Here is a 23509-nt window from a genome sequence, read left to right as displayed (position 1 = left end):
CCTGAGGTGCCCAGTCCTCAGAATCGCGAGAATCGGGCAGTGAGCGCCTCGCAGCGCGCACGTTCGCATCGACGACGAAGGCCCCTCCGGGGAGGGGCCTTCGTGCTGCGAGAGCGGGTGACGGGAATCGAACCCGCGTGATCAGTTTGGAAGACTGAGGCTCTACCATTGAGCTACACCCGCGAAGCCGACGGCGATGACGCCTGCTCGGCGCGTACTAGAGTAGCGGAGCCTCGCGCGAGCGAGGAACATCGCCCCCGCGTGGGGTGACACGGGGTGTAGCGCAGCTTGGTAGCGCATCTGCTTTGGGAGCAGAGGGTCGCAGGTTCAAATCCTGTCACCCCGACGGTGAAAGTCCTGGTAACTCGCGGGTTTCCACGAGCTTCATTGGACGTGAAAAGTGACCAAGTCATCTTTTACTCATCTTTGTGACGACTGCTGTCGCCCTGCTGGCATGCCTGCATGACTCCATGGCTGACAGCAGACGAAGACTTCCCGCGATCCCTCCCCGCAGGGCTGACTCCGGCCGACTTGGCACGGATCGACGCAGCGGTTGCGGCCCATCACGCGCCCTCGACGCGCACCACCTACGCCTCGGCGTGGCGAGGATTCGAGACCTGGTGTGACCAGCGCGGCTTCACGGCGTTGCCCGCGGCACCCGAGATTGTCTGCGCCTACATCACCACGCAGGCCGAACGGGGCCTGACGATGGGGATGGTCACCTGCACCCTTGCCGCCATCGCCCACCGGCACCGAGTCGCCGGCCTGGACGACCCCACCGACAGCGAGCTCGTGACACGCGTCCGGCGCGGCCTGCGCCGCATCCTCGGCGTCGCACCCCGCCGCCGCGCACGACCCCTGTTCGTCGAGGACATCCGCGAGATCCTCGCTGCCATCGACCGCACCACCGCCATCGGCAAGCGCGACGCCGCGATCATCCTGCTCGGCTTCGCCTCGGCCATGCGCCGATGTGAGCTCGCCGCGCTGGAAGTGGGGGACATAGCGCCCGCAGAGGGTGGACTTCTCATCACCGTGCGCCGGTCAAAAGGCGACCCCCACGGCGCGGGCCAGGCCATCGCCATCGCCCGCGGCCGTCACGCCGAATCGGATCCAGTCGAAGCACTGGGCACATGGCTGCGCGTCCGCCCCCGCAGCGCCGGGAGCGTCTTCACCCGAGTCCGCGCGAACGGCACCGTCACGAGCGAGCCGATCAACGCCGCCTCGGTCGTGCGGATCGTCAAGACCCGCGCCCACGCCGTCGGCTTCACCGGCGACCGCATCACCGCCCACTCCCTACGCGCCGGCCACGCCACGGCCGCCGCGATGGCCGGCGTGCCACTCGACCGCATCGCTGCACAGACCCGCCACCGCGACCTCGCGATGCTGGTGAACGCCTACATCCGACCCATCGCGTCGATGCAGACCACGTCGAGCCGACACCTGGGCCTATGATCCCTGCCGCCTCATCGGCGCCGCCTCGTCATAGCCGACCGCCAACCAGAAGCACTCGTCGCAGGCGGGCCAGGTCAATGTTTCCGAGTCTTGGCCATGCCCGAGGCGCATCGGTTCAGTCGCTGGTGGCCCGCATCGACTGCACTAGCTTCCGCCATCGCGGCAGGTCCGGGAGTTCGTCGGGCCAGGGCTTGGCCGCGGCGACCCGGCGGGCGCGCCGCATCGGCCGGCCCTTGCGGTCTTCGAGAAGGATCAGCATCGCGACGTACTCGCCAACTCTGCGCCCTCGGGCCTCCGCGTCATACTCCTGCACGACGTGCGGAACCCCTTCCACAAGCCACTTGCTCACCGGGTTCTCACCCTTGATGTCAATCCAACTGGCAAGTTCGCTAGTCCGAAGAACGAACTCGTATGGCCAGCCGCTGAACAGACCCAACGTGTGTGACACGGTGCCGGCCTTCAGGGCAGCCAAGGCGCTCGCACGAACCGCAGCTGCGAGTCGAGCGGCTTCGGCTCGCCGTGTCGCGCGCATGTTCAGCCAGATTGACACCCCGAAGATGATTGCACTGGTCAACGGCGCGCCGAACGCTGCGATTAGCAGCCAGTCTTCTCGGACCATGTTCATGGGCCAAGACTGCCGCACGGCGCTCGTTCACCGCTTTGTGCGGGAGGTGCAGGGCGGGGATCAATCCAAGAATAAGTCCAAGGGAGCCTGACCCGTGTCACGTGCCGCGGGTCAACGAGGTGTGACGAGGCTAGTGATGTCGAGCACGTCGGCCGGCACGGCGGCGAGTCTGCGCTCGAGCCGCGGCGTCACTCGAAGGACTGTCAACGCGATGCGCACCTGTTCGCGTGGTCTGGCCTTGAATCCGAATCCGCGCACGAGAGGCTCGTCGGCGAGAATCTCTTCGAGGATCGAATCGAGCTCGGCTTGCGTGCGCCGGCTCGGGATGACTTCGAGGGGTATGCCGTCTCGATGCTCGAGCGCGGCCTTGACGCGTCGCACATCGTGCGCGAGAACAACGCGGTGCAACCGCCCTTGCCCGTCCTCGATGACATCGATCTCGAGCGCCGACCCCTCTTCCAAGAGGGATCGTTCGACGGGGTCCCGGTGCCTAGGTCGTTCTTCGGTGCGAAGAGTCCGGCGCACCTGGCCGCGCGCTTGCCGCTCATTCGTCGCCCGCGGGACTGGCGTCAGCCGTTCGACGTGGAGTGCATCATCTGCCCAAGACCCGGAAGCGACGACCATGTGGTGGAGGACGTCGTCGAACGCTCGCGACGTCACCGCAAGCCTCAATGGGACGGAGCTCATCAGCCAACCTTCGGATGTGAGGTCGAAGGTGCCGTTGGACTGCAAGTGAGGTATGCCCGCGAGCCAGTGAGGCTGTCCGATGCACTGAGCTGGTTGCCCCTCGTCTACGACAAGGGGCAACCAGGGGCTCCGTGACCTGCTCACGCGCAGGCGGCGACCAGTGTCGATGATGCAGCCTCGCGAGTGACCGTCTCGGGGACGGAGAATGCTGCAGCGCTGGTGTTGATCATCAGGACCCAGTAGTACTGGGGTGGGCAGATGGGCACGGCGACTTTCTCGCACCACAGCGCGCTTCGTTGGATGTTGTAAGTGTTGGCGATGTAGGTCAAACGGGCTGCACATTTTGCCGCGGTGGTGATGTGGTTGCCGTCCCACTCCACCCAGGACGCGGCAGCAACCTGGGCGCTGGCCGGCGTGGCGGATGCGCGGGTATGAGTGGTTGCGCCTGCGGTTGACCCGCCTGCGATGAGCAAGAAGATGCCGAGCGTAAATGCGCTGATGGCCGACAGTGGGCGGTTCATCCCGATTCCTTCTCTTCGCCTGATTGGGTGGCACCGTCACCATAGAACGGCGCGATTGCGGACGGGTTGCGGCGCCGAGTAATTTCGGATGAACCGAGACCAGTGGAGTCTCGTCGGCCTGGTGCCGTGGGTCCAGCCCTGTCGGGTGGCGTAACGGTTGTCTTCCTCGGCGTTGTGCCCCTGGTGGTGCGTGTTGCGAGACGTGCGACCCGCGAAGTGTTGCGCTCCGGGTTTCGTGGAGATCTTCGCGTGATGGTGCCGATGATGCGCGGTCGTGGTCGCCTGCATCGCCGCGAGTGGTATCTCGGTCAGTTGCGCGTCGAAGCAGCGGCGCCGGCCGTTCAGGGGTCCTGGCGAGCACACTCTTGATCGACGGAAACAGTAACAGGTATTCTTTATCTGTTCATGTTTCCGTCGGAGTGACCGGGAGGACACGGGCATGGCTCCATCTGCAGATCCCACGATGCTCCGCTACGAGTCGCTCGCGGACCATGGCCTGACCAGGCATCGGCTCCGGGCCTTGCTGGGCGCGGGGGAGTATGAGCGCATCGCGCCGGGGTTGTTCCTGCGAGCCGGTGAGGTCGACGACACGACGGCAGCATGGATCGCGATCGCAGCCAAGCGACCGCAAGCGACGCTCTGCCTGCTCTCGGCGCTCGCCTTGCACGAGCTGACCGACGAGATCCCCACTCGCTCGCACATCGCGATCCCGCGCGGGATCCAGTCGATCGAGGCGCCGACGGCTCCGATCGCGTGGCACCGATTCGATGCAGCGACGTTCGACATCGGGCGTGGTGAGCACCAGCTGCCCGGCGACCTGTCTATCGGCCTGTACTCCGCGGAGCGGACGATCATCGACCTGTTCCGACTGCGACACGACTGGGGCAGCGACCTTGCGATCGAGGCGCTGAAGCGATGGCTCCGCACTCGCGAGAGCAGCCCGTCTGCGCTCCTCGAGATGGCCGCATCATTCCCCAAGGCGCAGCCCGCGATCCGGACTGCATTGGAGATCCTGCTGTGAGCCCGAACCCTCGACACGGCACGCCCGACGGCGACGCGGTCCTCGCCATCCGTGGTCTCGCGCGGGCGACCGGCGGGGACGTCCAGGAGCTGCAGACGCTGTACGTCCTCGAGGCGTTCCTCGCCCGGATCGCCGCGAGCGGGCATCGCGATGACTTCGTGCTCAAGGGCGGTGTGCTCCTCGCGGCGTTCGCACTTCGACGGCCGACCAAAGACATCGACCTGCAGGCGACTGGTCTTGCGAACGATGCGGACGACGTCGCCGAGAGAGTCCGTGCGATCGCATCGATCGACATGGCGGACGGCGTCGTCTTCGACGTCGAGAGCGTGGGGGCGACCGCTATCCGTGACGAAGATGAGTACGCAGGAGTCCGCGTCCGGCTCGTCGGACATCTCGGCCGCTCTCGGGTGACCATCGGCATCGACGTCAACTTCGGCGATCCGATCGGGCCCGCCCCCACTGTCGTGGAGGTGCCCCGGCTGCTCGCGCTCGGGCAAGAGGGGATCAGGCTGCTCGGCTACCCGCTGACGATGGTGCTCGCCGAGAAGATCATCACCATGCTCGACCGCGGCGAGGCGAACACCCGGTGGCGAGACTTCGCCGACGTCTACACGCTCACGCGCTCCAGGGACGTGGGCGCGAGCGTGCTTCGAGCGTCGTTCGAGACCGTCGCGCGCTACCGTGGCGTCGAGCTCAAGCCGCTCCTGCCCGCGCTCGCCGGAATGCCGGCACTCGCACAGGCGAAGTGGGCCGCATGGCGACGGCGCACAGGCAGGCTCGACGACCTTCCTGAGACCTTCAGTGAGGTGCTCGCGGCAGTCTCCGAGTTCGCCGACCCCGTCCTTGGATCACAGGCTGTGCACCGCTGGGACCCCAGCGCGCGGCGCTGGGACTGAGTTCGACAGGCGAGCTCGCCGGAGTGTGAACCCATCAGGAACCCATCAGATTCAGCCGTGACCAACCGGAATCATCCGGGTACAGTCGGAATGAGCGAACCGCCAGCGTCCCTCGCATCACCAGGGAACACGCGAGCTCCCGGGACAAGCGTGAAGGTCCGGAAGCCGGCCGGATCCTACAGAGGGTCGCAGGTTCAAATCCTGTCACCCCGACGGTGAAAGTCCTGGTAACTCGCAGGTTTCCACGACCTTCATCGGATGTGAGAAGTGACCAGGTCATCGTTTACTCATCACTTTGGCCTCGCTGAGGCCCGAGTTCGCTGCGGTACTGCGGAGCGGCGATAGCGCGGGTGGGTCACGGACGCTTCGGGTGTGCACTCCGGCGCTCGGGGCGGGCTCGAGGCCCTGAGGTCGGCTCGGGCGCGATGCCGCCGAGTTGCAAGGCTCCAGTAGGTCCATCGGGACTCGGCGCTGTCTCCGGGCTCGTGAGCGAGTTCAGCTAGCGCGCGGACTCGTTGGCGTGGCCCGTCATGCTGCGGTAGAACTCGTTGCCGGTGAGCGCGGGGGTGCCGAGCGCGGTCGGGCCGTCCCGACGTGTGCGCAGGCCGTCGAGCAGCAGGCCGGCGTAGCGCCGCCATTGGCCGGGCTCGACGTCCCGGCTCCGCTCCGATGCGGCGCCGAGCATGAGCTGGATCATCGGGAAGTCGATGGGCTCGAGGTCGTCGCGCAGCTGTCCGGAGCGTTGCGCGCGCTCGATGAGGGCGTCAACTCTCGGTGTGAGCAGCGCCTGCGCCGTCTCCAGTGCGGCGCCGGTGCCGTGTCCGCCCAGCAGCAGGATCTCGCGCAGCCCGCGGTCCTCCGCGAGCATTGCGGTGGCCTCCAGGAAGAAGCGCTCGAAGGCTTCCCAGGGGTCGTCGTCGGTGAGTGCGTCCTTGGCGATCTCGGCGACTTGCCGGACGCCTTCGTCGAGGACCGCCTCGACGAGCTCCTCGCGGTTCGCGAATCGTCGGTAGACGGTGCCGACGCCAACCCCGGCGTGGCGGGCGACGTCGTCGAGTGCGACGTCCAGGCCGCGCGCCGCGAACACCTCTCGGGCCGCGCGGAGGAGGCGCCGGCGGTTGCGTTCGGCGTCGGCGCGAAGGGGGCGGTGCTGCGGTGAGGCCGAGGTGCTCATGGGTTCATCCTAGGCAGGCAAGCGGACGCACGTTCTCCGTTTTAGTGCTAAGGTCCCAGTCAACCGGAGGAATTGCCTCCGGTTTTGGGCGTCGATGCCGGCTGTGGAGGCGCCTTGGTGTGCCGATGCCGCCAGTTCCGACGCAGTGAATGCCATGTGATGCGCGCGAGGCGCTCACGTGGCGCGCACCACACGGAGAGGTACGACATGAAGGCGCTGCGCATCCATGCCTACGGAGGGCCCGAGGTTCTGCAGGTGGACGAGGCTCCGATGCCTCGACAGGCCCCAGGGGAGGCGCTCGTCAAGGTGGCGGCGACGTCCTTCAACCCTGCCGATGTGGCGATCCGCACCGGCGCCTTCTCTGCCGTGCTGCCGCTGACCTTTCCGCACACGATGGGCATGGACCTCGCTGGGACGATCGTCGGCGATGCTGGACCGGAGTTCGCGCCAGGGGATGCTGTCGTGGCGTTCCTCCCGCCGAACATCGTGGGAGCAGCGGCCGAGTACGTCGCCGTGCCGGTCGGGCTGCTTGCCCACGCGCCGACGGCGATACCCCTGGTCGAAGCCGCGGGGCTGCCGTCGACCGGGACCACCGCGTGGCAGGCCCTGTTCGAGCACGGTGCGCTCGTCGGTGGCCAACGTGTGCTCGTCAACGGTGCCGGAAGCGTGGTCGGTGGCCTCGCGGTCCAGCTCGCGGTCGCCGCCGGCGCGGAGGTCGATGCGATCGCGGGCCCGATGAGCGTGGAGCGCGTGCGCGGCTACGGCGCAGCGCGGATCCTCGACTACACCGAGACGGCGGTCCGCGACATCGAGCCGGGTTCCTACGACCTCGCCGTCAACGTCGCGCCCACCCCGGTCGCGGAGCTCGCGCCGCTGGTGCGGACTCGCGGTCGTCTGGTGTCGGCGACCACGGACATCGAGGCGGACGACGAACGGATCACCACCATCAGGATGGCCGCGCACCCCTCGCGCACGGTCCTCGAGGAGCTTGTCGCGTCAGTCGACGCCGGCCGTCTCCGCCTGCACGTGACAGGCGTGCGTCCCCTCGAGGATGCGCCGCTCGTGCATGTCGACCGCGAGCGTGGGAAGACCCTCCTGCGCCCGTGACCCATGGTCGCCAGGCGTGCCCCGCCCGGTGGCTCTCCGACCGCCCCCTGTTCTTCAGTCCCCTACGTTTCTGAAAGGTCCTCCAGTGGCTGCACTTCTCTACCGGCTCGGCGTCTCGTCGGCTCGGCATCCATGGCGCGTGATCGGCGCGTGGCTCAGCGCGCTCGCGCTCGCCGTCGGCGCCTTCGTGCTGTTCGGTGGCACGCTTTCCACCGCCATCAGCATCCCCGGCACCCCGACCGAGGAGGTCGGCGCGCAGATCGCCGAGGGCTTCCCCGACGCGGGTGCCGGCGCGAGCACGGTCCTCTTCCAGACCGTCGACGGCGAGCCGTTCACCGAGGCGCAGCAGGCCGAGGTCGGCGCGACGCTCGCCGCGCTGGAGGATGTCGACGGCGTCACGGGCGCCGTGGATCCCTTCGCGACCGCGAAGGAGATCGAGACGCAGCATGCGGACGTCGCCCGGGGCCTTGATGAGATCGCGGCGGCACGCGCCGACGTCGAGGCGGGGCTCGAGCGGATCGCGAGCCAGCGCACGAGCCTCGCGGAGACGGGGGCGCTCGACGCCGCCGTCGACGCGCTCGACGCGCAGCAGGAAGATCTCGAGAGCGCGCTGGCGAAGCTTGACGCTCAGCAGGCCTCGCTGGGCAACGCGGCCGCACTCATGTCTCTCGCGGATGGTGCCCAGCAGATCTCGGACGACGGCGCCACGGCGATGGCCGCGGTGCAGTTCAACGAGGCGGCGACGACGATCTCGGAGGACCTCAAGGACGCGATCAAGGCGAGCCTCGCGGACCATCCGATCGATGGTGTCGACGTGATTCCTGCGGGTGAGATCTCCGGCGAGATGCCCAGCATCGTCGGGCCGGGGGAGATCGGCGGCCTGCTGGTCGCGGCGATCGTCCTGATCGTCATGCTCGGTACGATCACCGCGGCCGGCCTCCCGCTCATCGTCGCGCTGCTCGGCGTCGCCGTCGGGCTCATGGTCTCGCTCAGCCTCTCGAGCGTCCTCGACATGATGACGCTGACGCCGATCCTCGGCCTGATGCTCGGCGTTGCTGTCGGCATCGACTACGCGCTCTTCATCATCAACCGCCACCGCAAGCAGCTCCGGGCCGGCATGGAGGTGCGGGAGTCGATCGGTCTTGCCAACGGCACTTCCGGCAACGCCGTGCTGTTCGCCGGTGCCACCGTGGTGACCGCCCTGTTGGCGCTCAACCTCGTGGGAATCTCCTTCCTCGGAGCGATGGGAACCGTGGGCGCCATCTGTGTCGCGGTCGCCATCGCGATGGCGCTCTCGCTCACCCCGGCGCTGATGGGCCTCGCGGGTTCGCGTCTGACCCCCAAGGCCAAGGGGCGCGGCCGTGCCCGCTCGGCCGCGACGCGCGGCCGAGGTGCGAGCCGGAAGGCGATGACCACGCGCCGCGCCGTCCTCACGATCGTCGGCGCCGTCGCGCTGCTCATCGTGATCGCCATCCCTGCGCTCGACATGCGCATGGGGCTCAACACGAGCGCCGGGGAGCCGGCCGGGTCCGACGGCTATCGTGCCTACACGCTCACCCGGGACGAGTTCGGCGCGGGATTCAACAGCCCCCTGGTCACGGTCGCGGACATGGGGGACGTCGTCACGGATGATGCGCTGCTGGCCGAGCAGGTGCGCGTCGGCACGGCGTTGAAGTCGCTCGACAACGTCCGCGCGGTCGTGCCGATGGGCGCCTCCGAGGATGGCACGCTGCTCGCCTTCCAGCTCATCCCGGCCGACGGGCCTACGGCGGCGTCGACCGAGGATCTTGTCGTCGAGATCCGCGACCTGAAGCTCGCCGGGGTCGACTCGTTCGGCGTCGCCGGCAACGCCTCGGGCAACATCGACATCAGCGAGAAGGTGGCCGACGCGCTCCCTATCTACCTCGCGGTTGTCGTCGGATTCTCGCTGCTGATCCTGCTGGTCGTGTTCCGCTCGCTGCTCGTACCACTCACCGCGACGCTCGGCTTCATCCTGTCGCTCGTCGCGATGTTCGGCGGCCTGACCGCGGTGTTCCAATGGGGGTGGCTCTCGGGGGTGTTCGGCATCAACGAGCCCGGGCCTGTGCTGACCTTCATCCCGATCGTCGCGGTCGGCGTGCTGTTCGGGCTGGCGATGGACTACCAGCTGTTCCTGGTGTCCGGCATGCGTGAGGCCTACGTGCACGGCGCGCCCGCGCGCGAGGCGGTCGTGACGGGTCTTCGCGCGGGCCGGAGCGTCGTGGTCGCCGCGGCCCTCATCATGGTGTCGGTCTTCTCGGGGTTCATCTTCGCCGAGTCTGCCCTGGTGAAGTCCGTGGGATTCGCGCTCGCCTTCGGCGTGCTGCTCGACGCTTTCGTCGTGCGGCTGCTGCTCATCCCGGCGGTCATGCACCTGCTCGGCTCGGCGGCGTGGTGGCTTCCGAGGTGGCTCGACCGCATCCTTCCGGACGTGGATGTCGAGGGCGCGGCGCTCGAACGCTCGCATCCTCTGCCGCAGTCGTCTGATCGGGAGGGGGACGACGACCTGGTCGCGGCGGGGTCGCCGCAGGGCTGATGCCGGCGTGACGCAGCCCTGACGGCCGTCCCGACGTGCGCTGCCGCGCGCGTCGGGACGGCCGTCTCGCGTCCGGTCGCCTGCGTGGGGAGCGCCGGGCTCACGGCCGCACCGCGACGTTGACGAGGTGGCCGGTCCTGGTCGGGCTCCGGGCCCGAGCGGCCTGTGGGGCGCGCACCCGGGGTGGTTATGTACGATCGTACGCATGAGTGATCATGAAGCCTCTCGTGGCGACGGCGCGGCCGACCGGCGGTCCCACCACGAACGGATGATGGCGGGAGACCTTTACATCGCGGACGACCCGGCGATCGCAGAGGCGCAAGGTGTCGCCGTGCGGCGCATGGCGCGTTTCGCGGACGAGTACCACCGGGATCCCGAGCGTGGTCAAGAGGCCGCGCGAGAGCTGATGCCTGGAACGGACCCCACCGCATTCGTGCGGGCGCCGATTTATGTCGACTACGGCACGAACATCCGCATCGGTGCCCGCACCTTCGTCAACATGGGCCTCACCGCCTTGGACGTCGCGCCCATCACGATCGGTGCCGACTGCCAGATCGGTCCCCACGTCCAGCTCCTCACGCCGACGCATCCCTTGGATCCGCAGCCCCGGCGCGACAAGTGGGAGGCGGCGCGACCCATCGTCATCGGCGACAACGTGTGGCTCGGCGGCGGCGCCATCATCTGCCCAGGAGTGAGCGTGGGCGAGAACTCCGTCGTCGCCGCCGGTGCGGTCGTGACCAAGGACGTGCCGGCGAACGTCGTCGTGGCCGGCGTTCCCGCGAAGGTGATCCGCACGCTCGAGGAGGACGGCGAGAGTGCGGCGCCATGATCCCGGAAGGCGCGACCGCATCGTCGAGGTCACGCTCGACCTGATCGCAGAGGTCGGCGTGGCCGGGGTGTCCCACCGAGGGATCGCTCACCGTGCTGACGTGCCCCTGGGGTCCATGACCTATCACTTCGATGGCATGGATGACCTGCTCCGGACGGCGTTCGCGCGCTTCGCGGAGCACTTCTCCGCGTCCTACGCCGCGCACTTCGCCGAGGCGCGCACGCACGAGGAGGCGATCGCTGCCGTGGTCGCCCTCGTCCGCGATCTCTGCGCCGACGCCGGGGCGCGCGACAACATCGTCGCGTACGAGCTCTACATGCTCGCGGCACGAGACCCCGCCTACCGAGAGATCACCGGCCGATGGATGGCCGTGAGCAGGTCCGAGCTCGAACGCTGGTTCCCCCCAGACGTCGCGCGTCAGCTCGACGCCCTGATCGAGGGGTTCGCGCTGCACGGCGCCCTCGATGTGGCGCCGCTCGAGCGCGACGTGGTGGCATCGGCTGTGAGGAAGGTCGTCGGCGTGTGAAGTCTCGGCGGAGCTCGCTCGCGCGGCGATGTCGACCCCGGCGGGCGGGAGGCCTTCAGGTGCGAAGCCGCGCCGTGACCCATGCCCACGCGCCCCACAAAACCGGCAAGGGTGCCGGTTTCTGCTACGCTCTCTGCTCATCCCGGCCATGCGGCTTGGGGTTGAGCGACGTACGAGAGGACGAGCCTCGATGGAGAGTCTCACGAAGAACCGCCAGTCCACCGCCACCCTCCGGGTGCTGATCGAGCGTGGGTTCGGGCGCGACGAGGTGCCCGAGGACGAGGACTTCGCCGAGGAGATCACCGAAGGCTGGTTCAACGTGGCCTACCGCATCCGGCTGCGGTCGGGTCGGGTGGTCGTGCTCAAGGTCGCCCCACCGGCGGACGTGCCCGTGTTGACTCGCGAGGTCGGCATGATGCGCAACGAGCTCGAGGCGATGCGCCTCGTGGCCGAGCGGACGTCCGTGCCGGTACCGCGGATCGAGCACATCGACCTGTCGCACGAGGTGGTGGATGCGGACCTGTTCTTCATGGAGCACATCGATGCGGACAACTTCGGCTTCGCCGCCTCTGACGGGCGACTTGCGCCCGAGGTGATCGCCGTGGGCAACCGCGAGCTCGGCGCGCTCAACCGCGAGATCAACCAGGTGGTGGGCCCGCACTACGGGCCGCTGCTCGGGCCTGGCTTCCGCACCTGGCGCGAGGCGTTCACCGCCGCCATCGAGGACACGCTGCGGGACGGCGCCGCCGTCGGGATCGACCTCGGGTGGGAGCCTGACGAGATCCGGCGTGTGCTTGAGGAGCATGCCGGCGCGCTCGACGAGGTCACCGAACCGCGGCTCATCGAGGTCGATCTGTGGGCGAAGAACTCCATGATCAAGGACGGGCGCATCGTCGCGATCCTCGACCACGAGCGCGCGCTGTACGGCGATCCGCTGATGGAGGCCGGGCTCACCGGGCTCGACCTCGCCGGATTCGACGATCCGACGGACTTCATGGAGGGCTTCGGCTTGCGGGTGCTCAGCGAGACGCAGCGCACGCGACGCCGCCTCTACTCGATGTACCTCGCGCTCATCATGGTGGTCGAGACCCGCTACCGGGGGCACACCGACACCGTCGTCTACGACTTCGGCCGGGCGGAGCTCGACCGCGTGATGGCCGCGCTCGGTCGCGCGCGCCGCTGACGTGCCGCGCTCGCCCGCGCGCGCCGATGAGCTCGGGACGCGACCCCTCGGACCGCTCCTGTGGGAGTCGTGCCTGCACACGACCATGTCCGTGGGTGTGTACGGCGTCTACGCGCTGACCAACACGTGGTTCGTGGCACGGCTGGTCGGCGAGACCGCGCTCGCGGCGGTGGCGCTGGCGACGCCGCTCCTGCTCCTCGTCGGCGCGGTGTCGACCACGGTCGGCGTCGGGGCGGCGTCGCTGGTCGCGCGGGCGCTCGGCGCGGGCCGGACGGGCCACGCTGCTCGCGCCACGGGAAATGCGATCGTCCTGTTCTGGTCGGCGGCCGCAGCGACCACCCTGCTCGGGCTGACGTTCCTGGACCCGCTGCTGCGCCTGTTGGGGGCGACGGCGGAGACGATGCCGTATGCGCGGCCCTATGCCGCCGTGATCCTTGCCGGCGCACTCGTGTCCACCGGCTTCTCCGCGATCGTGCGCGCCGAGGGGCGGATCCGATTCTCCACGCTGCTCTGGGTGATCCCCGTGGCCGTGCAGATCGCGCTGGACCCGCTGCTCATCATGGGACTCGACATGGGCGTCATGGGAGCGGCGCTCGGCACGGTGGGCGGGCAGGCGGTGTCCGCGCTGATGTCCATGTGGTTCTTCTTCGGGCAGCCGGACCGCCCGTATCGGATCACGCTCGCGCACCTGCGTCCCCGTGCGCGCACGATCGGCGCCATGGTCGCGATCGGTGCACCGTCCTTCCTCGCCGGCATCGGAGCGACCGTCGTCGCCGCGGTGGTGAACGCATCCCTCGCCACCGCGGGCGCCGCAGCGCTCGCCGCGTTCGCCGTCTGCGCGCGGGTCCAGACGTTCATCACGATGCCCCAGACCGGGATCACGCAGGGGGCTCAACCCGTGGTCAGCTACTCGAGCGGCGCCGGCCTCGCCGACCGGGTAGGCGCCGCGACGCGCATCGTCATGCGCTCGACCGTGCTCTATGGCGCGGTGGCCTGCGCGGTCGTGCTCCTCGCCGCGGAACCCCTGGCAGCCGTCTTCCTCGGCCCGGGCCCGGCGCACGGCGACGCGGCGACGGCTCTCCGCATCGTCGCCCTGGGATTCGTCTTCTCCGGCGTCGCGCCGTTGGTATCGGGGCTGTTCCAGGCCACGGGATCGCCCCGGGCCTCGTATGTCGTCTCCATCGGCACGGTGCTCGTCATCCGGCTTCCGCTCGTCGCGACGCTTGCTCCGTTCGGCCCGACCGGGATCTGGGTCGCCCTCGCGTCCGGGGATCTGGTGTCCGCCATCGCGGCCGTGGGCGTGAAGCGGTGGGTTCGACGTCCGGCTCGTGCCAAGGTGATGGCATGACGGGGAGCGAGACGCCGCCAGCCGCGCGTACACGCGGCGGCTACGCGAAGGGCGAGCGGCGGCGTGCCGAGATCCTCAACACCGCGTTCTTCGCTTTCGCCGCCGGGGGATACCGCTCCGCGTCGATGGTGCAGATCGCCGCCGCGTGCGGAGTCTCACGCGCGGGGCTTCAGCACCACTTCCCGTCCAAGGAGGCGCTCCTCACCGCGGTCCTCGAGGAGCGCGACCGCATCAACGGCGTCCTCTTCTTCGAGGGCGCGGACCCGCGGCGCGACGGCATCGACTACCTTCGCAGGCTGCTCGACGTCGTCGCCCACAATGTGACGCAGCGCGAGATCGTCGCGCTGTTCGCGGTCCTGTCGGCCGAGGCATCCGACCCCGACCACCCCGCTCACGCCTACTTCGTCGCCCGGTACCGATCGTTGCGGGCGGACATCGACGATGCGCTGGTCGAGGCATCGTCCCGAGGGAGGGTGCGAACGGGCTCCTGGACGCCGGGACTCTCCTCCGAGCTCGTCGCGCTCATCGACGGGCTTCAGGTCCAGTGGCTCCTCGACCCGCGAGCCGTGGACATCGTCGACAGGTTCCGGAGCCGCCTCCAGGACGTCGTCACCGAGGATCTCTCGCTCTAGCCCCGCCTCGCACCCTGGTCCACGGGGTCCGACGGCACGGCGCTGAACATCTGCCTGAGCTCGACCTTGCGGACCTTTCCGCTCGCGGTCCGGGGGAGGTCGTCCACGATGACCACCGCGCGCGGTTGCTTGTACCGCGCGAGCCGCCCTTTGAGGTGGTCGAGGACAGCCTGCGGCGAGAGGCCGGCTCCGGCGTGCAACGCGATGACCGCGAGGGGGACCTCGCCCCACCGGTCGTCAGGCACGCCGATGACGGCGCTCGCTCGCACGGCTGACAGCTCCATGATGAGCTGCTCGATCTCCGCGGGGTACACGTTCTCGCCGCCGGAGATGATCATGTCCTTGAGCCGGTCGGTCACGGTGAGATAGCCGTCGCGGTCGACGCTGCCGATGTCCCCCGATCTCAGCCAGGCGCCATCGTGGCTCCTCGCGCTCTCATCGGGGCGGCGCCAGTACTCGCGGATGACGTTCGGCCCCGAGATCTGGATCTCGCCGGCCTCGCCCGGCGGGAGCACCGATCCGTCGGGACCCACGATGCGCACGCTCGTGAAGAAGTGCGCCAACCCGGATGTGCCGACGTGCTCGCTCGCCTTCCGAACCGGGAGCGAGGTCGCTCCGGGCGACGCCTCGGTCATCCCGTAGCCGCTCGAGAACGACAGCCCGCGTGCGGCGTAGGCCTCGATCACGCGAAGCGGGATGCTGGAGCCGCCGCAGGTGAGCTTCCTGATGCTCGACAGGTCAGCCTCGGCCCATGCCGGATCCTCGGCGAGGAACTGGAACGTCGTGGGGACGCCCGACAGGCTGGTCACCTGGTGGCACGCGATCGCGTCGAGCACCGCCGCTGGTTCCACGCGCTCCTGCAGCACCACGGCGCCGCCCTTGAGCAGCGCCGGCAGGGCGCCCATCGACAGGGAGGCGACGTGGAACATGGGCGAGAGCATGAGCGCGACCTCCTCGCTGGTGACGTCGTAGTCCACGATCGCGTTGAAGACGTTCCAGGTGAGGTTCCCGTGCGTGAGGACGGCGCCCTTCGGGCGCCCGGTGGTGCCGGACGTGTACAGGATCATCGCGGGATCCTCGAGCGAGACCTCCTCGTCGCGCAGCGATCCGCTCGCGGCGTCCACCACCTCGTCGAACGACTCGACCGCAGGCAGATCCGCAGGTCCGCCCACCACGAGGCGATGGCGGATGCCGCTCGACCAGGCGGCGGCCCGGGCGAGGTCGCGAGCCGACTCGTGGGTGACCAGGAACGTCGCACCCGAGTCCTCGATCATGTACTCGAGCTCGCTGGAGGCGAGCCGGGTGTTCAGCGGGACGAAGATCGCGCCGAGCGTGCCGCACGCGAAGAATGTCGTCAGGAAGTCGGGGTGGTTGTTGCCCAGGTAGACCAGGCGGTCACGCTTGGCGAGCCCCCGTGCCGCGAGGGCGTTCGCGAGCCGGGCGATACGGTCCGCGAACACCTCATACGTATATGTGCGCTCCTCGCCGATCAGCGCTGTATCGCCGGCGGACTTGATGCGTCGACGGGCGACCCAGTCGCCGAGTCCCTGGTTCCTCATGTGTGCCTCGTTGCAGCGTGAGTAGGGTCGAGTTCGGAAGATATCAGGCGTAGAAGCGGTACAGGCCCCGCGCCACCACCGCGGGCTTGGTCCCACCCTCGACCTCGATGGTCTGGTCGACGGTGAGCTGGTACCCGCCCGGCACGTCCGTCACCTCGGCGATCACCGCGTTCATGCGCACGCGTGCCCCGACCTGGACGGGCGACACGAAGCGGACCTTGTCGAGCCCGTAGTTGACCTTCGCGCTCACGCCGTCGACCTCGAGCAGCTCGGTCCAGAAGCGCGTCGCGAGCGACAAGGTGAGGAACCCGTGGGCGATCGGTCCCCCGAAAGGGCTCTCCGCCGTCGCGCGCTCGGGCTCGGTGTGGATCCACTGGTGGTCGTCGACGGCGTCGGCGAAGACGTTCACGCGCTCTTGGTCGATCTCGAGCCAGTCGGACCAGCCCAGGTCGCGTCCGCGGAGGTCCGCGAGGTCGGCGTAGGCGACGGAGGTGGTGGTCATGACGTTTCCTTTCGTGGGGGCGGGCTGGGGGACGATGCGCGGCGTGCGTCAGATGTCGAGGCCGAGCAGGCGGATGGCGTTGTCCTTGAGGATCGCGGGCAGCTTCTCCGGCTTGAGCGCAGTGCGCTCGATGTCGGCCAGCCATCGGTCGGGGGTGAGCAGCGGGAAGTCGGTGCCGAACAGCACGCGGTCGGACAGGTACGAGCCGGCGGCGCGCACGAGCGTCTCGGGGAAGTACGTGGGGCTCCAGCCGGAGAGGTCGATCCACGTGTTGTGCTTGTGCGTCGCCACCGCGAGCGCCTCGTCCTGCCACGGCACGCTGGGGTGCGCCATGATGATCTGCAGGTCGGGGAAGTCGGCGGCGACACCGTCGAGCAGCATGGGGTTCGACAGCGCGAGTCGCAGTCCGCGCCCGCCGGGGAGGCCCGCCCCGATTCCGGTCTGGCCGGTGTGGAACAGCGCCGGGACCGCCGCGGCCTCGATCGCCGCGTACAGCGGGTACCAGCGCTCGTCGCTCGGGTCGAAGCCCTGCACCGTCGGATGGAACTTGAAGCCGCGCACGCCGTGCTCGGACGCCAGCCGGTGGATGCGCTCGACGGCGTCCGGACGGTGCGGGTCGACCGATCCGAAGGGAATGAGCACGTCCGCGTGCGCAGCTGCGCCCGCGGCGATCTCCTCGCTCGACAGCGGCGGGTGCCCCAGCCCGGTCTCGGCGTCCACCGTGAAGACCACCGCCGCCATCCGGCGCTCGCGGTAGTGGGTGGCGATCGCCTCGAGCTCGGGGCGCGGCCCGTCGGTGCGGAAGTACTTCGAGGCGGCCTCGGCGAGGTCGGCCGGAAGCGACGCATGGCCGTGGCCGTCCACCTCGACGTGCACATGCATGTCGATCGCGGTGATCGAGTCGAGGTCGAGCTCGGGTGCGTATGTCATCGGCGCCGTCCGGCTGGTCGTGCGGACACCGTCAGGCCGTGACCTGAGGGCGGACGAGGTCCTCGGGCAGCGGTGGGAACCTCTCGCCCACGCTCTGGAGGTGGTCACCCACGACGGCGGGGAACTCCGCGTCGAGCGCCTCGAAGGTCCATCCGCCGTCGTGGTAGGCGGTGGTCACGGCCTCGGGGTGGGACCAGAGCTGCAGCCGGTCGCCGCCGACGCCGATCGCCTGGCCGGTGACACCCGCAGCGGCGTCGGATGCCAGGTACGCGATGAGACCGGCGACGTCGTCCGCCGTGCCGAACCCGAGGTCGTGACGGAAGAACGCGGGCATCGGCGCGCCGGCCTCATCCGCCTCGACGGCGGCGGCGAAGTAGGGCACTGTCGCCGTCATGGTGGTCGCCGCGACCGGGATCACCACGTTCGCCGTGATGCCCGCGCGCTTGAGCTCGAGCGCCCAGGTCCGCACCATGCCGACGATCCCGGCCTTGGCGGCCGCGTAGTTGGTCTGGCCGAAGTTGCCGCGCTGACCCGTGGGGGAGCCGATGCAGATGATGCGCCCCGCGACCTGATTCTCACGGAAGTGCGTCGCGGCCGCGCGCACGCAGGTGAAGGTGCCCCGCAGGTGCACGCCGATGACCGTGTCGAAGTCCTCGTCGCTCATCTTCCACAGCACGGTGTCGCGCAGCACGCCCGCGTTGGTCACCAGGATGTCGAGGCGGCCGAAGGTGTCCAGGGCTGCGGCGACGAGCGCGTCGGCGGTCGGGGTGGGCCCCACGGGCGCCACCACGGCGACGGCGGAGCCGCCAGCCGCCGTGATCGACGCGACCGCCCCGGCGGCGGTGTCCGCGTCGACGTCGTTGACGACCACCGACACGCCCTGCCGGGCGAGCTCCTGCGCGTAGGCGAGACCGAGGCCGCGGCCCGATCCCGTCACGATGGCGACCTTCCCGCTGAGCGGTGTGGCGTGTGACATCAGCGAACTCCCTTGTTCCATGGCCACATCCGACCATGCTTCGTTGAGAACGTCAATGATTGAATATCTCATGTCGCTTGCTAGGCTTGGGCCATGGAAGCCGAACGCACCGCGGCCGGGATCGGGCCCAGCTCGCTCGACTCGGACGCGAGCTTCCTGCTCGCGCGTGCGAGCGCCGTGGCGGCCGCCGCCGGCAACGGCGCCCTTGCGGGGCTGGGCCTGAAGGTCAGGTCCTACTCGGTTCTGGCGCTCGCTGTGGAGTGCAGCCCGACGCAGCGAGGCCTGGCTGCCCACCTGCGCCTCGACCCCAGCCAGATCGTCGCGCTGGTCGATGATCTCGAGTCGCGCGGCCTTGTCCACCGGAGGCCTGTACCGAGCGACAGGCGGACCCGCACCGTCGAGGCGACGGCGCAAGGCGTGTCGCTGTTCACCGCCGCCAGAGCCGCGGTGCGGAGTGTCGAGCGTGCCGTGCATTCCTCGCTGTCCGAGGCGGAGGTCGACGTGCTCCGCGGCCTCTTGCTACGCATCGCGTACTCCGACCTGACCTAGCTGCGGGCGACGCCCCGCGCATCGCGCCGGCGTCCGGCGGCGGGGCCGGGTGGCGCAGCCGTGCCGATCCAGTGCTTCCCGCGTCCCGCATCGTGCCGCGCGCGTGCGGCGCCCTCTGTGAACGCGGCGCCGCGCCTGAGTGCCCACCTCGGGATCCGGGGCTGGTAACTGAAAGGTCAACGGGTTACTGTGGCATTGCAGCTTGGCGACAACGAGGTCGCACCAACAATGCAAAGGCGTACGTGATGACTCAAATCGAAGAATCCCTACCGTCGACTGTTCCGTCGACGTCGGCCATCGATCAGGTCGCGCTCGGGGGCGAGCCGGGGGTGAGCCCCGACGCTTTGAAGGCGCTGTTCCGCGACCATCCGTCGGGCGTCGCGGTGATCACCGCGGACGCTGGTGGCGGCCCGGTCGCGATGACGGCATCGTCGCTGTTCTCCATCAGCGTCGCGCCGCCCCTGCTCGTCTTCTCGGCGTCGGACATGTCGTCGAGCACGCCGACGCTCCTCGCGGCCGAGACCCTGGTGATCCATCTCATCGATGCCGCATGCCACGACATCGCTGTGCTTGGCGCGACGAGCGGTGTCGACCGCTTCGCCGACCCCGAGCAGTGGGCGGTGCTGCCCACGGGCGAGCCGTACTACGTCGCTCCCCGCCGACGCATCCGCGGGCGCGTGGTCAAGAAGGAGGACGCGGGTGCGGCAACGCTCTTCGTCGTGCACGTCATCGAGTCGTGGCAGGACGGGGAGGACGATGCCTCGCCCCTCGTCTATCACAACCGTGAGTGGCACGTCCTTGGCGACGTTTCGAGGTTCGCATGAGCGTCGACGCGAGCACCCCGGCCTCGACGCCGGCCTCAGCGCCGGTGCCCGAGCCCGGCGCGACGCCGGCCGACGGGCAGGAGGCAGGGGTCGCGGCGCTGATCGAGCGTCTACGCCTCCAGGCGTCCATCGACGATCCGACGGTCGGCTGGTGCGATGCGGGCGCCTTCGAGGCGGAGTCGCTCGTCTGGCCCGCGCGATCGTGGGCGTCGGTCGAGCGGGTCTCTGCGACGGAGTCCGCCGAGCGGGACGTCTGGGAGTACGCCTTCCGACGCGACGTCGGTGAGCCCGCCGACGTCCCGGTGGCGTTCGTCTGGGACAAGACCGACGCCGATCCCCGAGCCCGCGTCTACTACAACAAGGCACACTTCGGGCTCACCGATCCCCGCCGCCCCGTGCTCGCGCGCACCGACTTCGCATGGCCGGACGAGCTGGAGCGGTACTTCAAGGCCGTGACGCGCGGCGACCGCGCGCTGCTCGAGGCGGTCGTGCACCCGGACGCCGAGTTCCACTCGCCCATCGGCACGGTGGGGCGCGACGTCTTCGTCGCCGCGTTCTCAGGCTCCGAAGGTGGTGTGCCGCTCGAGTTCAACACGGTGACGCGAGCGGGCGACGGGTACGCGGTCGAGTTCACCAGCTGGAGGCGCCCGCCGCATGCTGGCCTCGGTGTCTACTCGTTCCGCGAGGGCATGATCGTCGGCGCTCGCGTGTACGAAGGCCCCGTGTACCGGTGACGGCGACGAGGGGGCGCCCCGCTTCGCCGCGGGGCGCCCCCTCGTCGCCGTCGTCGACCTGAGGTGCCCTTCAGCCGGCGACCCGCCATCCGGCGGCGCGTGCTGGCGGGAAGATGCCGGCCTTCACCTTCCCCGTCACCGCGTCGCCCTCGAACTCGAGGGAGAGGTTGATCTTCATCGCCATCGGCGTCGTGGTCTGGATCCCGAACTCGACCCTCGAGCCGTCCACCTTCGCGTCGAGGATCTCGGACGACGTTCCGTCGGGTCCTGCGAGCGTGCCCGTCGCGGACGACCCGCTGACGGCGAGGTCCAGTACGGAGGTCTGCTTGCCCATCGGCGTCATCGCCTCGATGTGCCACCGGCCATCGATGTCTGCCATGTCCTGCTCCCTTGCTCGCTCGTCAGCGGACAGCGGACCTGTCCGCACGGACGCCCGGCCAGGACTGCCCGCCGGGGCCGCGCATGACGGCTCGAGAGCGAGGGGGGTCCGCGTCGACGCCTCGTAGTCAACGAAACTAGACAGCGCGCTTTTGAGATGTCAATAGCCTGAATTGCAATTGCAGAACCCGCGCCATCGCGCAGGCGGTGGCGATCGACACGGCGTCGGATGAGCCTAGGTGGCATGCGCGTGGGCGCCGGGCAGGGCGAACCGCGGAGGCGCGCCGGTACGCCGGAGCCAGGGGGTGATCGCCGCTTGCCCTACGCTGGGCGAATGAGCGATCAGCCGTCGACGACCTCCCTGGTTGATCGCGCCTACGATCTGCTCCGCCGTGAGATTCTCGAGTGCACGCTGGCTCCCGGCTCGCAGGTGACGGAGCGCGGACTCGCCGCGGAATACGGCCTGGGGCTGTCGGCGGTGCGCGGTGCGCTCGTGCGGTTGACGGCCGACAATCTGCTGACCGCCATCCCGAGAGTCGGCTACCAGGTCGCACCGATCACCTTGCGCGGCATCATCCAGTTCTTCGAGGCATGGGAGATCCTCGGCCCGCCGATCCTTCGGCTTGCGGTGACGCGCATGACGGATGAGCATCGCGCGCAGATCACGGCACTGCAGGTGCCTGGCGCGCAGTCCAGCGGTGAAGAGATGGTCGCCTATGCGACGAAGACGTGGGCGGTCGTGGTCGCGGCGGCAGACAATGTGATCCTCTCCGACCTCTATCGGAGGCTCGCGGGCGACATGCAGCGCATCTTCACCCTCGTGTGGAAGTCGGAGACGCTGAGCGCGATTCAGGTGCTGGGCATGTCGGCGGCGCTGTCGGCGACGCCCGACGAGGCGGAGGAGCTCGCGCTGTCCTTCATCCGTGAATCGAGGGCTCGCGTGACCGAGTGGCTGCTGACCGCGACGTCGCTCGCCAGCCACTCCGTGAGCTTCCAGTTCTGACGTCCCCGCCGTCGCTCGCGCCGTGGCGGTCCGTGCGGGAGGCGTGACGATGCTCGGCGCGGTTTGGCGTAGCGGGGCCTGAGCTCGTCCGCAGACGCGTTCGTGCGCACGGCCGCATCCCGCGGGTCGCGACTCGTCACGTCGAAGTCGGGCCTTGACCTCGCACCGTGATATGTCAATACTCGGATGTGAACTGACACGGTGCACCCGTGCAGTCGCACCCCATCGGCACCGGAGCCGATCGGGGCATCGAGAGAAGGGCCTCAGCAATGACGCTGACCACAGAACCCCAGCACCAGCTCGACAACGCGGAGATCGTCGCCGCCATCATGCGCAAGCTCGAGTCCGTCGCGGAGGACCTCAAGGCAGAGGCCGCCGAGACGGAGGAGGCGCAGAAGCTCACCGACCGCGCCATCGATCTCCTCGTCGAGACCGGCGTGACCCGGGTCTTCCTGCCGAAGGAGCTCGGGGGCCTTGGCCTGTTCCCCGGCGAAGCGCTTCCGATCCTCGATCGCGTCGCGCAGATCGACGGCTCGATCGGCTGGGTCAACACGATCTTCGCTGCGGGCGGTCACATGATCGACTACCTCGAGTACGACCCCGCCCGAGCGATCATCGACTCGGGCGAGCCCCTGTTCGGCGCCGTGAGCAACGGTGCGGCGACCGCGGTCGCCGTGGATGGAGGCTGGAAGCTCACGGGCTCGTACCGGTACGCGAGCGGTTCGAAGCACACCCGCTTCATCTTCACGCCGGCACGGAAGGTCGTGAACGACGAGCCGGTCGACGGCCCTCCCGCGATGTTCGCCGTTCCGACTTCGGAGATCGCCTATGGCGGAGGGTGGGACACGATCGGGCTGCGCGGCACCGGCAGCGTCGACTTCACCTTCACCGACGTGTTCGTTCCCGCCGACCACGAGGCGGTGGTGCTCGGCGCGCCGATCCTCGGCGGTGATGAGGCGCTGGGCGGCGTAGGGCTGCTCATCCCCTTGATGCACCTGGGCTTCGCCACGGGGATCACCCGCCGGCTCCTCGACGACGCCGCCGCGAACGCGAGCCGCCCCCCGACCCGGCCCGGCGCCCGACGACAGGCCGACAGTGACCGGTTCCGAATGGAGTATGCGCAGCAGGAGATGAAGGCTCAAGCTGCGCGAGCGCTCGTGCACCAGGTGCTCGCGGACATCGACGACACCCTGCGCGAGGGCTGCGGCCTCTCCCGCACGCAGACCTCGATGCTGATGGGCGCCAACATCCACGCGCACGACGTCGCACGCGAGATCGCGGAGTGGGCCTACCGGCGCGGGGGCGGCATCACCCTGCGCGCCGGCGACACGCAGCGCGCGATCCGCGACGCGCTCGCGGGCGTCCAGCACTTCATCGTGGATGACTCGCACATGGTCAACGTGGGCTGGGACCTTCTCGGTGCGCCCGCGAACTACATCTGGATGGGCCCGACCTTCGGGCCGATCCCGGGAACCGAGTGAGATCGCGCAAAGCGGCAG

At 69.1% G+C, this 23509-nt stretch carries 24 protein-coding genes and 2 tRNA genes; 16 read left to right on the top strand and 10 right to left on the bottom strand.

Features of this window, described 5'->3' with window-relative positions:
* Positions 1–112: 112 nt before the first annotated feature.
* Positions 113–183, bottom strand: a tRNA-Gly gene (locus AOM04_RS01205).
* An 89-nt stretch (positions 184–272) separates the two neighbouring features.
* Here AOM04_RS01205 and AOM04_RS01200 point away from each other — a divergent pair.
* Both AOM04_RS01200 and AOM04_RS01195 read left to right on the top strand, forming a co-directional pair.
* A tRNA-Pro gene (locus AOM04_RS01200) sits at positions 273–346 on the top strand.
* 116 nt (positions 347–462) lie between these two features.
* On the top strand, positions 463–1452 hold the full coding sequence (locus tag AOM04_RS01195) for a tyrosine-type recombinase/integrase (RefSeq protein ID WP_062461091.1): 990 nt from the start codon (positions 463–465) through the stop codon (positions 1450–1452).
* Between the two features lie 115 nt (positions 1453–1567).
* Here the strand turns inward: AOM04_RS01195 and AOM04_RS01190 are convergent, their stop codons facing one another.
* From AOM04_RS01190 to AOM04_RS01180, 3 genes are all read right to left on the bottom strand, one after another.
* The gene (locus AOM04_RS01190) at positions 1568–2077 is read right to left on the bottom strand and encodes a hypothetical protein (protein WP_062461088.1); all 510 of its coding nucleotides are present in this window, start codon (positions 2075–2077) and stop codon (positions 1568–1570) included.
* 111 nt (positions 2078–2188) lie between these two features.
* Complete coding sequence (locus AOM04_RS14400; RefSeq protein ID WP_156160558.1) at positions 2189–2764, bottom strand: hypothetical protein; 576 nt, start codon at positions 2762–2764, stop codon at positions 2189–2191.
* Between the two features lie 140 nt (positions 2765–2904).
* Positions 2905–3285 carry a hypothetical protein gene (locus tag AOM04_RS01180; protein WP_062461082.1) on the bottom strand — a complete coding sequence of 127 codons (381 nt, stop codon included), beginning with the start codon at positions 3283–3285 and terminating at the stop codon, positions 2905–2907.
* 463 nt (positions 3286–3748) lie between these two features.
* Between AOM04_RS01180 and AOM04_RS01175 the strand changes: the two genes are divergently transcribed.
* Both AOM04_RS01175 and AOM04_RS01170 read left to right on the top strand, forming a co-directional pair.
* A complete protein-coding gene (locus tag AOM04_RS01175; protein WP_228373577.1) occupies positions 3749–4306 on the top strand; it encodes a type IV toxin-antitoxin system AbiEi family antitoxin domain-containing protein in 558 nt (185 codons plus the stop codon).
* Entirely contained in the window at positions 4201–5202 is a 1002-nt protein-coding gene (locus tag AOM04_RS01170) for a nucleotidyl transferase AbiEii/AbiGii toxin family protein (protein ID WP_082104259.1), read from the top strand. The genes AOM04_RS01175 and AOM04_RS01170 overlap by 106 nt, the downstream gene beginning before the upstream one ends.
* 499 nt (positions 5203–5701) lie before the next feature.
* Here the strand turns inward: AOM04_RS01170 and AOM04_RS01165 are convergent, their stop codons facing one another.
* Positions 5702–6376, bottom strand: coding sequence for a TetR/AcrR family transcriptional regulator (locus tag AOM04_RS01165; protein ID WP_062461073.1), 675 nt, complete (start codon positions 6374–6376; stop codon positions 5702–5704).
* A gap of 207 nt (positions 6377–6583) precedes the next feature.
* Between AOM04_RS01165 and AOM04_RS01160 the strand changes: the two genes are divergently transcribed.
* The 7 genes from AOM04_RS01160 (at position 6584) to AOM04_RS01130 (ending at position 14555) form a co-directional block, all read left to right on the top strand.
* Positions 6584–7483, top strand: coding sequence for an NADP-dependent oxidoreductase (locus AOM04_RS01160; protein ID WP_062461070.1), 900 nt, complete (start codon positions 6584–6586; stop codon positions 7481–7483).
* Between the two features lie 85 nt (positions 7484–7568).
* Positions 7569–10037, top strand: coding sequence for an MMPL family transporter (locus AOM04_RS01155; protein WP_062461067.1), 2469 nt, complete (start codon positions 7569–7571; stop codon positions 10035–10037).
* Positions 10038–10242: 205 nt separating this feature from the next.
* Positions 10243–10866 carry a sugar O-acetyltransferase gene (locus AOM04_RS01150; RefSeq protein WP_062461065.1) on the top strand — a complete coding sequence of 208 codons (624 nt, stop codon included), beginning with the start codon at positions 10243–10245 and terminating at the stop codon, positions 10864–10866.
* Positions 10853–11392: a TetR/AcrR family transcriptional regulator gene (locus AOM04_RS01145; protein ID WP_062461062.1), complete on the top strand. Its 540-nt coding sequence runs from the start codon at positions 10853–10855 to the stop codon at positions 11390–11392. Before AOM04_RS01150 ends, AOM04_RS01145 begins: the two co-directional genes overlap by 14 nt.
* A gap of 190 nt (positions 11393–11582) precedes the next feature.
* Complete coding sequence (locus AOM04_RS01140) at positions 11583–12575, top strand: phosphotransferase family protein (RefSeq protein WP_062461060.1); 993 nt, start codon at positions 11583–11585, stop codon at positions 12573–12575.
* Between the two features lie 85 nt (positions 12576–12660).
* Positions 12661–13923, top strand: coding sequence for an MATE family efflux transporter (locus AOM04_RS01135; RefSeq protein WP_082104340.1), 1263 nt, complete (start codon positions 12661–12663; stop codon positions 13921–13923).
* Positions 13920–14555: a TetR/AcrR family transcriptional regulator gene (locus AOM04_RS01130; RefSeq protein WP_062461054.1), complete on the top strand. Its 636-nt coding sequence runs from the start codon at positions 13920–13922 to the stop codon at positions 14553–14555. Before AOM04_RS01135 ends, AOM04_RS01130 begins: the two co-directional genes overlap by 4 nt.
* Here AOM04_RS01130 and AOM04_RS01125 read toward each other — a convergent pair.
* Genes AOM04_RS01125 through AOM04_RS01110 form a run of 4 tightly spaced genes read right to left on the bottom strand, consistent with a single transcriptional unit; the run spans position 14552 to position 18522 of the window.
* Complete coding sequence (locus tag AOM04_RS01125) at positions 14552–16114, bottom strand: acyl-CoA synthetase (protein WP_062461051.1); 1563 nt, start codon at positions 16112–16114, stop codon at positions 14552–14554. The genes AOM04_RS01130 and AOM04_RS01125 overlap by 4 nt on opposite strands.
* 43 nt (positions 16115–16157) lie before the next feature.
* Positions 16158–16616: a MaoC family dehydratase gene (locus AOM04_RS01120; RefSeq protein WP_062461047.1), complete on the bottom strand. Its 459-nt coding sequence runs from the start codon at positions 16614–16616 to the stop codon at positions 16158–16160.
* A gap of 48 nt (positions 16617–16664) precedes the next feature.
* Positions 16665–17546, bottom strand: a complete 882-nt coding sequence (locus tag AOM04_RS01115; RefSeq protein WP_062461044.1) for an amidohydrolase family protein — start codon at positions 17544–17546, stop codon at positions 16665–16667.
* 31 nt (positions 17547–17577) lie between these two features.
* On the bottom strand, positions 17578–18522 hold the full coding sequence (locus AOM04_RS01110; RefSeq protein ID WP_062461041.1) for an SDR family NAD(P)-dependent oxidoreductase: 945 nt from the start codon (positions 18520–18522) through the stop codon (positions 17578–17580).
* Positions 18523–18615: 93 nt separating this feature from the next.
* On the opposite strand from AOM04_RS01110, the gene AOM04_RS15065 reads away from it, so the two are divergent.
* The 3 genes from AOM04_RS15065 (at position 18616) to AOM04_RS01095 (ending at position 20629) form a co-directional block, all read left to right on the top strand.
* Entirely contained in the window at positions 18616–19071 is a 456-nt protein-coding gene (locus AOM04_RS15065) for a MarR family winged helix-turn-helix transcriptional regulator (protein ID WP_062461038.1), read from the top strand.
* 329 nt (positions 19072–19400) lie between these two features.
* Complete coding sequence (locus AOM04_RS01100; protein ID WP_228373576.1) at positions 19401–19895, top strand: flavin reductase family protein; 495 nt, start codon at positions 19401–19403, stop codon at positions 19893–19895.
* On the top strand, positions 19892–20629 hold the full coding sequence (locus AOM04_RS01095) for a nuclear transport factor 2 family protein (protein ID WP_062461032.1): 738 nt from the start codon (positions 19892–19894) through the stop codon (positions 20627–20629). The genes AOM04_RS01100 and AOM04_RS01095 overlap by 4 nt, the downstream gene beginning before the upstream one ends.
* A gap of 70 nt (positions 20630–20699) precedes the next feature.
* Here AOM04_RS01095 and AOM04_RS01090 read toward each other — a convergent pair whose 3' ends face one another.
* Positions 20700–21008 carry a hypothetical protein gene (locus AOM04_RS01090; RefSeq protein ID WP_062461029.1) on the bottom strand — a complete coding sequence of 103 codons (309 nt, stop codon included), beginning with the start codon at positions 21006–21008 and terminating at the stop codon, positions 20700–20702.
* Positions 21009–21341: 333 nt separating this feature from the next.
* Between AOM04_RS01090 and AOM04_RS01085 the strand changes: the two genes are divergently transcribed.
* Together AOM04_RS01085 and AOM04_RS01080 are read left to right on the top strand one after the other, a co-directional pair.
* Entirely contained in the window at positions 21342–22010 is a 669-nt protein-coding gene (locus tag AOM04_RS01085; protein WP_062461027.1) for a GntR family transcriptional regulator, read from the top strand.
* A 269-nt stretch (positions 22011–22279) separates the two neighbouring features.
* Positions 22280–23491 (top strand): acyl-CoA dehydrogenase family protein, encoded by a 1212-nt coding sequence (locus tag AOM04_RS01080; protein ID WP_062461024.1) that lies wholly within the window; start codon positions 22280–22282, stop codon positions 23489–23491.
* The last annotated feature ends 18 nt before the right edge of the window (positions 23492–23509 follow it).

Origin of the sequence: Demequina soli (assembly GCF_000971195.1) — a bacterium.
Lineage (GTDB): Bacteria > Actinomycetota > Actinomycetes > Actinomycetales > Demequinaceae > Demequina > Demequina soli.
Note: the sequence above shows the minus strand (reverse complement) of the source record. Positions and strands in the feature narration are given on the sequence as shown.

Bases quoted from the DNA above. Each gene is read 5' to 3' on its own strand.
- AOM04_RS01125 (WP_062461051.1), bottom strand. From the start codon at position 16,114: ATGAGGAACCAGGGACTCGGCGACTGGGTCGCCCGTCGACGCATCAAG.
- AOM04_RS01115 (WP_062461044.1), bottom strand. From the start codon at position 17,546: ATGACATACGCACCCGAGCTCGACCTCGACTCGATCACCGCGATCGAC.
- AOM04_RS15065 (WP_062461038.1), top strand. From the start codon at position 18,616: ATGGAAGCCGAACGCACCGCGGCCGGGATCGGGCCCAGCTCGCTCGAC.
- AOM04_RS01130 (WP_062461054.1), top strand. From the start codon at position 13,920: ATGACGGGGAGCGAGACGCCGCCAGCCGCGCGTACACGCGGCGGCTAC.
- AOM04_RS01165 (WP_062461073.1), bottom strand. From the start codon at position 6,376: ATGAGCACCTCGGCCTCACCGCAGCACCGCCCCCTTCGCGCCGACGCC.
- AOM04_RS01150 (WP_062461065.1), top strand. From the start codon at position 10,243: ATGAGTGATCATGAAGCCTCTCGTGGCGACGGCGCGGCCGACCGGCGG.
- AOM04_RS01120 (WP_062461047.1), bottom strand. From the start codon at position 16,616: ATGACCACCACCTCCGTCGCCTACGCCGACCTCGCGGACCTCCGCGGA.
- AOM04_RS01175 (WP_228373577.1), top strand. From the start codon at position 3,749: ATGCTCCGCTACGAGTCGCTCGCGGACCATGGCCTGACCAGGCATCGG.
- AOM04_RS01135 (WP_082104340.1), top strand. From the start codon at position 12,661: ATGTCCGTGGGTGTGTACGGCGTCTACGCGCTGACCAACACGTGGTTC.
- AOM04_RS14400 (WP_156160558.1), bottom strand. From the start codon at position 2,764: ATGAGCTCCGTCCCATTGAGGCTTGCGGTGACGTCGCGAGCGTTCGAC.
- AOM04_RS01095 (WP_062461032.1), top strand. From the start codon at position 19,892: ATGAGCGTCGACGCGAGCACCCCGGCCTCGACGCCGGCCTCAGCGCCG.
- AOM04_RS01195 (WP_062461091.1), top strand. From the start codon at position 463: ATGACTCCATGGCTGACAGCAGACGAAGACTTCCCGCGATCCCTCCCC.
- AOM04_RS01170 (WP_082104259.1), top strand. From the start codon at position 4,201: ATGGCTCCGCACTCGCGAGAGCAGCCCGTCTGCGCTCCTCGAGATGGC.
- AOM04_RS01090 (WP_062461029.1), bottom strand. From the start codon at position 21,008: ATGGCAGACATCGATGGCCGGTGGCACATCGAGGCGATGACGCCGATG.
- AOM04_RS01190 (WP_062461088.1), bottom strand. From the start codon at position 2,077: ATGAACATGGTCCGAGAAGACTGGCTGCTAATCGCAGCGTTCGGCGCG.
- AOM04_RS01140 (WP_062461060.1), top strand. From the start codon at position 11,583: ATGGAGAGTCTCACGAAGAACCGCCAGTCCACCGCCACCCTCCGGGTG.
- AOM04_RS01180 (WP_062461082.1), bottom strand. From the start codon at position 3,285: ATGAACCGCCCACTGTCGGCCATCAGCGCATTTACGCTCGGCATCTTC.
- AOM04_RS01085 (WP_062461027.1), top strand. From the start codon at position 21,342: ATGAGCGATCAGCCGTCGACGACCTCCCTGGTTGATCGCGCCTACGAT.
- AOM04_RS01110 (WP_062461041.1), bottom strand. From the start codon at position 18,522: ATGTCACACGCCACACCGCTCAGCGGGAAGGTCGCCATCGTGACGGGA.
- AOM04_RS01160 (WP_062461070.1), top strand. From the start codon at position 6,584: ATGAAGGCGCTGCGCATCCATGCCTACGGAGGGCCCGAGGTTCTGCAG.
- AOM04_RS01080 (WP_062461024.1), top strand. From the start codon at position 22,280: ATGACGCTGACCACAGAACCCCAGCACCAGCTCGACAACGCGGAGATC.